Consider the following 12,306-nt stretch of genomic DNA (forward strand, 5'->3'; position numbering starts at 1 on the left):
GACCATTTTCCCCTGGGGGCCCGCCCCTTAGGACCCGCCCCCTGGGGGCCTGCTCCTTTTGCCGACCCGTACCCCCCCGTCCCCCCCCCCCCCCTTCCGGGCCGCCGCCCCGCCGCGGGGAGTCATCACCGCTCGCCCGGGCCTCGGCCCATGGCGGCAGCGCTGCCGCTCACCCGCGCCTCATTCCGTGGCGATGGCTTTCAGTACGTTCATCCGGCCCGCGCGGAACGCCGGGACCAGTGCGGCGACCAGCCCCACGACCGCCGACCCGAGGAAGACGGCGCCGATCGTCGGCCAGGGGATCTCCAGCACCCCGAGGCCCTGGAGCGCCAGCAGCCGCTGGGCCGTCGCGCCCCAGCCCATGCCGAGCCCGAGCCCGAGCAGCGCGCCGAACAGGGCGATGACCACCGATTCGAGGCGGATCATGCGCCGCATCTGGCGGCGGGAGAGGCCGATGGCCCGCATCAGCCCGATCTCCCGGGTGCGCTCGACGACCGACAGGGCCAGGGTGTTCACCACGCCCAGCACCGCGACGATGATCGCCAGCGCCAGCAGCCCGTAGACCAGGTTCAGCATCTGCCCGATCTGGTCCTCAAGGGTCTGCTTGTAGTCGGCCTGGTCGCGGACCTTGTACTGCGGGTAGTCGTGCAGTCCGGCCTTGAGCGCGCTGTACGCCTCCTTCTCCCGGCCGTCCTTCGCCGTGCCGTACATCATCTGGCTCAGCGGCATCTTGTCGGCCGGCAGATACCGCTGCGCGGTGGCGATGCCCAGGTACTTCGCGCCGCCGTCGATCGCGTTGTCCTTCGATGTGATGGCCCGCACCGTGAGCTGAGCGGTCCGCCCGCCCGCGAAGGCCACGCCCAGCTTGTCGCCGACCTTGATCCCGTGCGCCTTGGCGTAGTCCTCGCCCACGGAGAGGGAATCGGGCCGGTACGCGGCCGCCAGGTCGCCCTGGACCGTCTCGGCCCGCAGGTCCCGCGCGTACGCCGGGTCCGCGGCGGCCAGTTCGTCCTTGACGGTCTTCCCGTCGGGCGAGGTGATCTCCGCGTTGATGCTCTTGAGGCGGGAGACGTGCGCCAGGCCCGACGTCGCCCTGACCGCCTTCTCCGCCGCCGGGGTGATCTGCTGCCCGGTGTCGGACTGGACGATGAAGTCCGCGCCGACCGTCTTGTCCAGCGTGTCGGTGGCCGAGGCGACCATCGAGGAGCCGACGACCGACAGGCAGGCCACCAGCGCGAGCCCGATCATCAGGGCGGCGCCCGTGGCGCCCGTACGCCGCGGGTTGCGCAGCGCGTTGCGCTCGGCCATCCGCCCCACCGGGCCGAAGACCCGCAGCACGACGGCGCTCAGCGCCCGCACCACGAACCCGGCCAGCAGCGGGCCGACCACCACGAAGCCCACGAGCGTGCAGAGCACGCCCACACCCAGCAGCAGCGAGCCCTGAACGGCCTCGTCGGCCCGTGCGGCGCCGATGAGCCCGGCCGCGCCGACGGCGGTGAGGAACAGGCCGACGGCGGCCCTTACGCGTCCCGCGCGGCCGTCCGCCGGGGTTCCGGCGTCCCGCAGCGCGGCCATCGGGGAGACGTTGCCCGCCCGGCGCGCCGGGAGGTAGGCGGCGACGACGGTGACGATGACGCCGAGCGCCAGGCCGATGGCGGGGGTGGTGGCCTTGACGGTCAGTTCGGAGGTGTCGAGCTTCATCCCCATGCCGCCCATGACCTGCATGAGCCCCACCGCGAGGCCGACGCCCGCCGCGATGCCCAGTACGGAGCCGACGACGCCGAGCATCAGGGCCTCGATGAGCACGGACCGGTTGACCTGCTTGCGGCTGGAGCCGAGCGCCCGCATCAGGCCGATCTCGCGGGTGCGCTGGGCGACCAGCATCGAGAAGGTGTTGACGATGAGGAAGATGCCCACGAGGACGGAGATGCCGGCGAAGCCGAGCATCGCGTACTTCATGACGTCGAGGAACGAACCGACCTGCGCGGCCGCGTCCTTGACGTTCTCGTCCTTCGTCTGGACCTTGTAGCCGTCGCCGAGGCTGTCGACGACGGCCTTCTTGAGCTGCTCGTCGCTCACGCCGTCGGCGGCGCTCAGCTGGACCGCGGAGTAGGCGGCGGCCGTCCCGAGCAGCTCGCTGCGCGCGGTGGCGGGGTCGAAGTCGACGATGGCGGCGCCGGGGTTGGTGGTCTTGAACTCGGCGATGCCGGTGATGGTCGTCTCGATGGTGCCGGTCGCGGAGATGGTCTTGATCCGGTCGCCGAGCTTCAGTCCGTGCTCGTCGGCGGTGTCGGCGTCGATGAGCGACTCGGTGGGGCCGCGCGGCTCGTGCCCCTTGACGATCTCCATATTCTTCTTCTCGTCGTCGCCCCAGTCGCCCGCGATGGTGGGGGCTCCGGAGGCCGGGCTGGCGCTGTCGCCCTTGGCATCGGTCAGGGTGACCTTGTCGGTGGAGACCGAGCCGACCGCCGACCGTACGCCGTCGACCTTCTGGAGCTGTCCGACCAGGCTCGCGGGGACCGTCTCGGGGCGGCCGGTGCGCTGCGCGTCCTTGTCGTCCTTCTCGCCCTTCGGCTGGACGGTGACGTCCGAGGCGGTGGAGTTGAAGAGCTTGTCGAAGGTGGAGTTCATGGTGTCGGTGAAGACGAGCGTCCCGCATACGAACGCCACCGACAGCAGGACGGCGACGGCGGAGAGCGCCATGCGTCCCTTGTGGGCGAAGAAGTTGCGCGTCGAGGTCTTGAGTACGGTCACGACACCCGCCCTCGCCCGTCGAACGCCTTCATCCGGTCCAGCACCATCTCGGCGGTCGGATCGGCCATCTCGTCCACGATCAGGCCGTCCGCCAGATACAGCGCGCGGTCCGCGTACGAGGCGGCCACCGGGTCGTGCGTGACGATCACGATGGTCTGGCCCAGCTCGTCGACGGAGCGCCGCAGGAAGCCCAGCACCTCGGCGCCGGCCCGCGAGTCCAGGTTGCCGGTCGGCTCGTCACCGAAGATGATCTCGGGCCGGGCGGCTAACGCGCGGGCCACGGCGACTCGCTGCTGCTGGCCGCCGGAGAGCTGGTTCGGCCGGTGCTTCAGCCGCTCGGCCAGCCCCACCGTCCGTACGACGCGGTCCAGCCACGCGCGGTCCGGCTTGCGGCCCGCGATGTCCATCGGCAGCGTGATGTTCTCCAGCGCGTTGAGCGTCGGCAGCAGGTTGAACGCCTGGAAGATGAAGCCGATCCGGTCCCGGCGCAGCCGCGTCAGCTTCTTGTCCTTGAGCCCGGTGATCTCGGTCTCGTCGAGCCAGATCTGCCCCGACGTGACGGTGTCGAGCCCGGCGAGGCAGTGCATCAGCGTCGACTTGCCGGAGCCGGAGGGGCCCAGGATCGCGGTGAACTGCCCCCGGGCGATGTCCACGTCCACGCTGTCGAGCGCGACGACCCGCGTCTCGCCCGTGCCGTACGCCTTGGTGACCTGCCGCGCGCTCGCCGCAACGGCCGTACGTCCTCCGCCGCCCCCGGTCTTGGGAATCGATACAGCCGTTGTCACAGTAAGTCTCCTTATATCAATGCGTCCGGTTCCGTCGCCGACGCCGCCGACGCCGTCGCGGTCATCGGGGTCAGCGATGCCATCGGTGTCGGCGGTGCCGCCGTGGTGGTGAGGCGGGGAGTCGGGCGTACGTACATCAGCGTGCTCGAATCACGGGGGGCGCACGATGGTGCCCGTATCCCTCTCGCCAGTGGCGCCGGCTCATCTCTCGCCGGTGGTACTGGCGTTACCCCTCGCCGGTGGTGCCGGCGCTGCCTCACCCCTCACGCGGCCGACAGCCACGGGAGCCGCCCTTGGCGGGCCGCTCGTCAATCAGGCTATGGAGCCCGGCGGCCCGTCTCGTCATCCGCCGGTACGAACGCGGTATCAGCGCAATTGAGTAACTGCCCCTAGGGGTAGGGCCCTTACCGGCGGCCCCGGCCTCCACGGCGGCCGGCGGCCGGTCCCGGCGGAACGTGCGCCTCCCGTGCTCTGACTGCCTCCGATACCCGGTACCGCGCCCCGCCCCCACGTGGAAGTGTGGGTCGTACACGGACCAACGGTTCGACAGAGGGGGCACGGTGAGCGGCACCGAGCGGCGCGCGGAATCGACGGCGATACCCGGGGCGGCCACCGCACCGCCGCCCGGCAGACGCGGCCCCGTGGTCGCCGCCCTGATGCTCGCCATGGCGCTCGCCGCCATCGACGGCACCATCGTCTCCACCGCCATCCCGCAGATCGTCGGCGATCTCGGCGGCTTCTCCGTCTTCTCCTGGCTGTTCTCCGGCTACCTGCTCGCCGTCACCGTCACCCTGCCCGTCTACGGCAAGCTGTCCGACACCTTCGGCCGCAAACCCGTCCTCGTCGTCGGCATGATCATCTTCCTGGGCGGCTCACTGCTGTGCGCCACCGCCTGGAACATGGCCGCCCTCATCGCCTTCCGCGTGCTCCAGGGCCTCGGCGGCGGCGCCCTCCAAGGCACCGTCCAGACCGTCGCCGCCGACCTCTACCCCCTCAAGGAACGCCCCAAGATCCAGGCCAAACTCTCCACCGTCTGGGCCGCCTCCGCCGTCGCGGGCCCCGCCCTCGGCGGCGTACTCGCCGGCTACGCGGACTGGCGCTGGATCTTCCTCGTCAACCTGCCCATCGGCGCGATCGCCCTCTGGCTCGTCGTCCGCCACCTGCACGAACCCCAGCGCACCCGCGCCACCGCCCGCCCCCGCGTCGACTGGCCCGGCGCACTGGCCATCTTCGCCTGCGGCGGCCTGCTGCTCACCGCGCTCGTCCAGGGCGGCGTCGCCTGGCCCTGGCTCTCCGCACCCTCCGCCGCGTTCTTCGCCGGCAGCGCCCTGTGCGCGGCCGCCACCGTCGCCATCGAACGCCGCGCCGCGGAACCGATCATCCCCGGCTGGGTCTGGCGCCGCCGCTCCATCTCCGCCGTCAACCTCTCCCTCGGCGCCCTCGGCCTCCTGATGATCGCGCCGACCGTCTTCCTGCCCACCTACGCGCAGTCGGTCCTGGGCCTCGGCCCCATCGCCGCCGGGTTCGTACTGTCCGTCATGACCCTGAGCTGGCCCATCTCCTCCGCGCTGAGCAGCCGCGTCTACACCCGCACCGGCTTCCGCGACTGCGCCCTCATCGGCATGGGCTGCGCCGCTCTCGTCCTCCTCGCGTTCCCGCTGCTCCCCTACCGCGGCGCGGCCTGGCAGCCGGCGCTCCTCATGCTGGCCCTCGGCGCGGCCCTCGGCCTCTTCCAGCTCCCCCTGATCATCGCCGTCCAGTCCTCGGTCGGCTGGTCGGAGCGCGGCACCGCCACCGCCTCGATCCTCTTCTGCCGCCAGGTCGGCCAGAGCATCGGCGCGGCCCTCTTCGGCGCCGTCGCCAACTCCACGCTCGCCGGCCGGCTCGCCGACGCCCCCGCCGCCATACGGCCCGGCCTGCCGGACGACCTCGACTCCGTCTCCCGCGCCCTGAGCCAGCCCGCGGCCCTCACCGCCCAGGCCACCGACTATCTGCGCCACGCGGTCTCCACCGCCGTCGACCACGTCTACCTCGGCGCGGGCTGCGTGGCGCTCGTCGCGCTGCCGACCCTGCTCTTCCTCGCCCCGCGCCGCTTCCCGGTACGGGCGGAGGAGGAGAGCTGAGGGGGGAGCGGACGGATTCTCACGTCATGGGCCGATGGGCCGATGGGCCGATGGGCCGATGGATCGCGCCGGTGGCCCGCGCCGCTGGATACGTACCGCCTCTTTCGGGGCGTACGCACGTAGCAGGCGGGGCGGCGTGTACGGGCGCCGGGAGGCGTGCGCACGCACGGGCGGGGCGTACGCGCGTACGTACGCCCCGCCCGTAAGCCCGTAAGCCCGTAAAAGCCTCCCGGCGCCCGGTGTCAGGACTCCGAGCTGGCCGCGGGACCCGGGACCGAACCGGAGTCGTGCGGGCCGCCCGCCTCGGCCGGTTCGGCGTCCGTGACCGTCTTCCCGGTCAGCGCGGCGAGGCTGCTGCGCACATGGACCATGTGGGCCCGCAGCTCATCGCGCTCCTCCTCGTGCTCGCGCAGCACCCGCTCCGTCTCCCACTCCACGCGCTCCACGCGCGCCCGGGCCTGCGACACCAGCGACTCGGCCTGCGCCTGGGCGTCCTCCTGGCCGTGCCGGGCCGCCTCCTCGACCTCCGCGTACGCGCGCTGCGCCTCGGCCAGCACCCGCCGCCCGTACTCCTCCAGGTCCATCACGCGCGCGTCCGTGTCCGCCTCGTGCCCGGCGAGCTCCCGGCCCGCCGCCTCCCACCGCTCGGAGTGGTCCTTCTCCTGCTCGGCGAGCGTCTCGGACGTGCGCTGCCGCATGTCCTTGAGCGCCGCCAGGGACTCGCCGCGCCGGGCCTTGACCTCTCGGCTCACCTCGGTGCGCAGGTCGTCGGCGATGCGCTGGGCGGCGGCGGTGGCCTCCTCGGCCCAGTCCTCGGCCTCGGCCCGTACGGACGCGGAGTGCGCGTCCGCGGCGCCCTGGACCGCGCGGGCGTGGTCGGCGGCGGAGCCGTGCAGTTCGGCGGCCGCGGCCTCGGCGCTCCCGCGCAGCGCGGCGGCCTCGCCGTCGGCGATGGCGAGGAGGTCCGCGGCCCGGCCGCCGAGGCTGTCGTAGGTCTGCGGGGCGAGGTTGGCGACGACCTCGCGCAGGCGTTCCGCCTCGGCCTCCATCTCCTTGGCCAGTACGGTCAGCCGGGCAGCCCGCTCCCAGGAGGTGTCGCGCTCGTGGGAGATGTCACCGAGCGCGCGGTCGACCTGTTCGGTCCGGTATCCGCGGCCCCGCACTACAGCGAAACCGTGGGGAGACATCGATGCACTCATCCTTCAAGCCCCTTTTGTCCGGCATGCAACGCGGTCCGGCGCACATCCTTGTGGATCGTCCGAAGCGCCCATAACGCGACACTCCGCCCGCTCCACCAGTCAAGGATGCGTCAATTGGTGCCAGAAGTCGGAATCGGCCTGTCAGCGCGCAACGCGTCGAAGAGCCGCCGCGCCCCCGCCTCGTCCCAGACCAGCACGTCACCCGCGCCGGGCCGTTCCTGACCGGGGCCGGCCACCGGCACCGTCACGCTCCGCCCTCCGCCGTCCGCGATCCGCTTCATCGACCAGCCCATCCTGCCCAGATCCCACACGCCCGTATCCTTGTCGACCGTGAGCGCCGACAGCCCCGCGTCCACCACCGGCACCAGCCGGAACGGGTTGAGGAGGACGGACGCGCCGAGCATCCGGTCCGCGACCGCGCCCAAAAACCGCTGCTGCCGCTTGACCCGCCCCAGGTCACCCTCGGGATCGCTGTACCGGGCGCGGACGTAGGCGAGCGCCTGCGTGCCGTTCATGTTCCGGCACCCGCGGGCGAAGTCGGCGCCGGACTTCTTGTCGCGCAACGGCTCGGGAAGACAGATCCGCACACCGTCCAGCGCGTTGACGAGGTCGACGAAACCCTGGAAGTTCACCTCGGCGTAGTGGTCCATCCGCAGCCCCGTCGCCTGCTCCACGGTCCGCGTCAGCAGCTTCGGCCCGCCCAGCGCGTACGCCGCGTTGATCTTGTTCTTGCCGTGCCCGGGGATCGGCACATACGAGTCCCTGGGCAGGCTCACCAGATACGGGCCGCTGTCTCCGTAGTGCAGCACCATGATCGTGTCGGTGTTCAGACCCTCGTCATTGCCCACATGCAGGTCCTTGCGCTGCCGCGCGGTGAGGTGCGAGCGGCTGTCGGAACCGACCAGCAGCCAGTCCGTGCCCTTGCCGGGCGCCGGGCGGCCCTCGTATCCGGCGAGCGCGCCCACCGTGTGCACCTGGGTGCCCGCCCAGAGATACAGCCCCGCCCCGAAGGCAACGAACAGCACCACCAGCGCCAGCAGCACCAGAAGAATCCGCTTCGGCCAGCTCATCCGGCGCCGCGCACGGCCCCCGGGGCCAGCACCTCCCCCACGTCCCGCACGCCCCCCGCGCCCTCCGCCCGCGCCGCCGCGCCGCTTGCGCCCGGACCGGTACAGCGTGGTACTGGCCGGCTGCGGCGGCTCGGAAGTGCCCATAGGGAAAGGATCGAGGTGCCCGACCGATACCGCAGGTCGAACGCCTCGATCAGGTGACGGACGGTCAGCGCGGACCGGGTCCGCCGGAAGGGCCCTCGGCCTCCGTCAGAACAGCCCGTCCCACATCTGCTCCAGCAGCACCGCCCACCAGTTCTCCGGCGACGACAGCGCCGCCGGGTCCAGCGACGACAGCTGCCCCTGGAAGTCCACTGTCCAGCGGCCCGCCTGCTCGGGCGTCAGCCCGAACCGCAACCGCCACATCCGGCCGAGCAGCCCCATGCAACGCACGAATTCCGGCAGCCCGCTGTTCACGAACTGCGGCACCACCGCCTGCCCGCCCGGACCCGCCTCGATGGGCACCGCGACGATATGCGCCGTGCCGTACTGCACGCACAGCTGACGCCCGAAGTCACTGCCCATCACCAGGTACGAACCCGAGTCCGGCGCCGACCGCATCCCCCGCTCCGCCGCCAGCTCCGCCAGCGTCGGCACCGGCCGGCCCGGCTGCGCCTGCGCCCAGAAGAACGGACCGAAGTCGAGCGGCAGCCCCGCCCGTACGAGCGTCTGCGCGACGACGTCCGGAACGCCCTGCCGCGACACCGCCCGCTGGTCGAACCGGAAGACGCCCTGCGGACCGAACGCCTGCGCCAGCTCCTGCGCGATCCCCTCCGGCGGGATCGGCGGCGCGGGCTGCACCTGGCCGGGGAGCGGCAGCGGCACCCGGTTCGGCGCGGGCCGCGCCGGGCCGTCGGCGACCTGGTGCAGCTCGCCCTGGTGCTCCACGAGATGCCGCACACCCTGCTGCCGGGTCGCGTGATCGCGCCCGTACGCGGCGGTGTGGCTGATCCGCACCTGCGGCCAGGTCTCATGGACCATACGGGCGCAGTAGCCGCCCGGCAGATCGCAGGACTCCAGCTCGGTGTGGAGCTCCAGCACCTGCTGCGGCGGCACGTTCATCGCGCGCAGCTCGTGCAGGATCTGCCACTCGGGGTGCGGCGTGCCGGGCGCGCTGCGCCGGATGAGCTGCTGCTCCGAACCGTCCTGAGCCCGATAGCGGAGCACCGCCATATAGCCCGGCCCCACGGTCGGCTGCCCGGTGGGCGGCTGCGGCGGATAGCCGTACGCGCCGGGGGGCGGCGCCACGCCGGCCACGGGCGGCCCCTGCGGCGGCGGCCCGTGCGGAACCGCCCCCGGGGGGCCGGGCGGGGCCGCGACACCCGGGGCACCGGCCCCACCGGCACCAGGCCCGGCGAGCATGGTGGCGGCGGCGTGCACACCGGCGCCCGGGGTTCCGGGCGGGCCGGGCTGCCCCGGGGCGCCGGGGGCGCTGGGGCGGCCCGGAGTTCCGGGCGGACCGGGGTAGTTGGGGACGCCGGTACCGGGCTGGCCGGGTTGAGCCGGGGTGCCGGGGGTACTGGGGTAGCTCGGAGTTCCGGGCGGGCCGGGGTAGTTGGGGCCACCGGCACCGGGCTGGCCGGGTTGGGCCGGGGTGCCGGGGGTGCTGGGGTAGCTCGGAGTTCCGGGCGGGCCGGGGTAGTTGGGGCCACCGGCACCGGGTGAGCCGGGTTGCCCCGGAGCGCCGGGGTAGCCGGGTGCGCCGGGTGGCATGGGGCCCGCCGGAGCGGGCGGGCCGGGGGGACCGGGCGGCGTGGGGGCCGCCGGGGGCTGCCCCGGGTGACCGGGGTGGCCGGGGTGTCCCGCCTGCCCTGCCTGGCCCGGCTGGCCCGGCTGGCCCGGGTACGGCGGAGCGCCGGGTGTTCCGGGGCCGGCCAGCATCGTGGCGGCGTGCGCCACTCCGGCCGGGGTGCCGGGGGCGGCCGGCGGCTGAGGACCGCCGGGCGGTACGGGCGGTGAAGCGCCGGGCCGACCAGGCACATTGGGAGCCGGCGGGGTGCCGGGCGTACCCGACTGGCCCGCCCCGCCAGGGGCGTTGGCCTCGCCCGCCGGGGCGCCGGGCCCGTTCGGAGCGGCCGGGGGCTGAGGGCCGGGGGCGCCCGGCACACCCGCGCCATGGCTTTCGGAGTCGAACTGGGAGACCAGCTGCGTCGGTACGTACCCGCCCGCCGGAGCGCCCGGCGCGCCGGGGCCCGACGCGGGAGCCGGCATCGGAGGCTGCGGCCCCGCGCCCGGCGCACCGCCGGAGGCACCGGCATCGGCACCGGGCGGCGGAGCGATCGGCGTCGGCGGCAGCGCACTGCCCCTGGTCAGCAACTCGGTCTTGGCCTCGGGCCCTACGCCCGACGGCGGGGTGTCGTCGCCGTCCGAACCGCTGAGCGGCGGCGCGAACACCGTGGCGGGCAGGCCGACGGACCGGTCGTCGCCGCCGGCACCCCCGGCGTTGGTGTCGGCACCGGCCCACGGCGTGGCCCCGGCGGGCGGCGCGGCCGGGGGTACGGGACCGGCAGGCGCGTCCGTCGGCACCGATGAAGCGGGCGCGGACCACGGACCGGGGCCACCCGCCGCCGGAGGGGCAGGCGCAGGCACAGGCGCACCGGCAGGCGGAGCCCACGCCCCACCAGCCCCACCAGCCGCACCAGCCGCACCAGCCGCACCAGCCGCTGAAGACGAAGAAGACGAAGAAGACGAAGCCGAAGAAGCCGAAGAAGCACCAGACGAAGACGGAACAGGCTCATCCGCACCCGACGGCCCCGGCGCCCCCGAAGGCCGCCGGTCCGGAATCCCGATCGCGTCCGCCGCTTCCTGCAACCACTCCGGCGGGCTCAGCAGGAATGACGTGGCCTCAAGGTCGATGCGCTGCGGCGGCGCGTCCGCCGCGGGGCCCGGGGCCTCGACGGTCCCGTACTCCTCCTCGTACCGCCGGATCACCTCGCCCACCGGCAGCCCCGGCCACAGCGTCGTCTCGCCGCTGTCCCGCGCGATCACCAGCCGGGCGCTGCCGCCGTCCACCGCGGGCCCGTCCTCGCGGTCCTCGGCCCAGGCGACGAAGCCCAGGTCGAACTCCCGCACCCGCACCTCGCGGTGCCCGTACGCCGGCACCTCGCCGTTGATCCAGCTCTCCGCGCGCTCCTGCGCCTGCGCGAACGTCACCATCGCGCTCACCCTTCCGCCGGGACGGCGGACGCGAAGCCGCCGTCCACCATCAGGTTCGCCACGGTCTCCAGCTCCGGCGGACCGCCCGCCAGGCGCAGCAGGAAGGCGTCGAAATCCTCCCCGCAGGGCAGCAGCAGCCGCTCGACGCGCTCCTGGACCGACCAGCCGTCCTGGTCCCGCGCGTCGTCGTACGCGCAGAACCACACCGAGCCGATCGCATCGCCTTTCACCTTCACGGCCAGCACGCCGCCCTGCACGAAGCCCACGCCCAGGTAGTCCTTGGTGAAGTGGTCGCGCAGACACTTGTTGATGTAGACGAGGTCATTGACCGCCGCCTCGCCGCGCACCGTGAAGAACGGCTGGTCCACCAGGAGCCCCAGCTCCGGATCGAGCGCCGCGCCGACCGGCGCGCAGCCGCCCGCCGCCTTCAGGAACGAGCGGTAGGCGCCCGGCAGCCGGTAGCCCAGGTCCTCCTCGACGCCCAGCACCTCGTCCTCCGCCACCGCGAGGTCCCGCTGCGGCAGCGCGAAGTGCACCGGCCGGGTCTCCTGGAGCGGACGCGTACCGCGCTTGGACTGGTCGACGGCGGCCGTCGCGAGCCCGCCGTGGTGCCGCAGCAGCGCCTTGACCTCGACCGGCACCAGCTCCAGCCTGCGCGTGCGCACCGCGTGATGCCAGGTCCAGCCGTGCGGCGTCGCCACGGGCGGCAGGCTGGCCCACAGCTCGTGGCCGTCCGCGTGCAGCGCGGCGTTCGCCGACACGTAGTCGGTCAGCCGCAGCTCGTCGACGCCGAACCCCTCCGGCGGCTCCGCGATCTCCGCGGCGGCCCGCGCGTACGGCGAGAAGTCCGGGAAGCCGTCCCCGTCCACCCGCACGCCCTTGGGGTAGCGCGCGGCCCGGACCGGGTCCGGGAAGTGCACGACCTGTCCGGCATAGGCCGTGTTCGGTGGCGCGGCTTGCTGCCCGAGCCGACCTGTCGTCATGGCGGATGCCCCCTGCTGCGTATGGGTGTTGCGAACAGCCTAAGCGCTGTCCGGACGGGGGCTCCGCCTCCGCCGTACGCCCTCCGAGCCCGCCCCTGAGCGGCGGCGACCCGCTTCCGGCACCGCCCGGCCGCGACGCCCCGGCCCACCGGACCCCGCGCACCGCACCCGGCCCGCTCGCCCCGCCCGCGGCCGGC

7 protein-coding genes are annotated in these 12,306 nt (G+C 73.6%); 1 reads left to right on the top strand and 6 read right to left on the bottom strand.

Annotation, left to right across the window (positions count from 1 at the left end):
• Positions 1-180 precede the first annotated feature (180 nt).
• Both AC07AB_RS22150 and AC07AB_RS22155 read right to left on the bottom strand, forming a co-directional pair.
• Complete coding sequence (locus AC07AB_RS22150) at positions 181-2,754, bottom strand: ABC transporter permease (protein ID WP_478569497.1); 2,574 nt, start codon at positions 2,752-2,754, stop codon at positions 181-183.
• Positions 2,751-3,539, bottom strand: coding sequence for an ABC transporter ATP-binding protein (locus AC07AB_RS22155; protein ID WP_478569499.1), 789 nt, complete (start codon positions 3,537-3,539; stop codon positions 2,751-2,753). Before AC07AB_RS22155 ends, AC07AB_RS22150 begins: the two co-directional genes overlap by 4 nt.
• A 560-nt stretch (positions 3,540-4,099) precedes the next feature.
• On the opposite strand from AC07AB_RS22155, the gene AC07AB_RS22160 reads away from it, so the two are divergent.
• A complete protein-coding gene (locus tag AC07AB_RS22160) occupies positions 4,100-5,662 on the top strand; it encodes an MFS transporter (protein ID WP_478569501.1) in 1,563 nt (520 codons plus the stop codon).
• Between the two features lie 242 nt (positions 5,663-5,904).
• Here AC07AB_RS22160 and AC07AB_RS22165 read toward each other — a convergent pair whose 3' ends face one another.
• From AC07AB_RS22165 to AC07AB_RS22180, 4 genes are all read right to left on the bottom strand, one after another.
• Positions 5,905-6,861: a cellulose-binding protein gene (locus AC07AB_RS22165; RefSeq protein ID WP_478569503.1), complete on the bottom strand. Its 957-nt coding sequence runs from the start codon at positions 6,859-6,861 to the stop codon at positions 5,905-5,907.
• Positions 6,862-6,971: 110 nt separating this feature from the next.
• Positions 6,972-7,931 carry an LCP family protein gene (locus AC07AB_RS22170; protein WP_478569505.1) on the bottom strand — a complete coding sequence of 320 codons (960 nt, stop codon included), beginning with the start codon at positions 7,929-7,931 and terminating at the stop codon, positions 6,972-6,974.
• Between the two features lie 249 nt (positions 7,932-8,180).
• On the bottom strand, positions 8,181-11,126 hold the full coding sequence (locus AC07AB_RS22175) for an SUKH-4 family immunity protein (protein WP_478569507.1): 2,946 nt from the start codon (positions 11,124-11,126) through the stop codon (positions 8,181-8,183).
• A gap of 5 nt (positions 11,127-11,131) precedes the next feature.
• Positions 11,132-12,109 carry an HNH endonuclease gene (locus AC07AB_RS22180; protein ID WP_478569509.1) on the bottom strand — a complete coding sequence of 326 codons (978 nt, stop codon included), beginning with the start codon at positions 12,107-12,109 and terminating at the stop codon, positions 11,132-11,134.
• Positions 12,110-12,306: the final 197 nt, after the last annotated feature.

This window comes from Streptomyces sp. NPDC044033 (assembly GCF_056434425.1).

Coding starts and splice junctions, on each gene's coding strand:
- AC07AB_RS22165 (WP_478569503.1), bottom strand. CDS start 6,861: ATGAGTGCATCGATGTCTCCCCACGGTTTCGCTGTAGTGCGGGGCCGC.
- AC07AB_RS22170 (WP_478569505.1), bottom strand. CDS start 7,931: ATGAGCTGGCCGAAGCGGATTCTTCTGGTGCTGCTGGCGCTGGTGGTG.
- AC07AB_RS22175 (WP_478569507.1), bottom strand. CDS start 11,126: ATGGTGACGTTCGCGCAGGCGCAGGAGCGCGCGGAGAGCTGGATCAAC.
- AC07AB_RS22180 (WP_478569509.1), bottom strand. CDS start 12,109: ATGACGACAGGTCGGCTCGGGCAGCAAGCCGCGCCACCGAACACGGCC.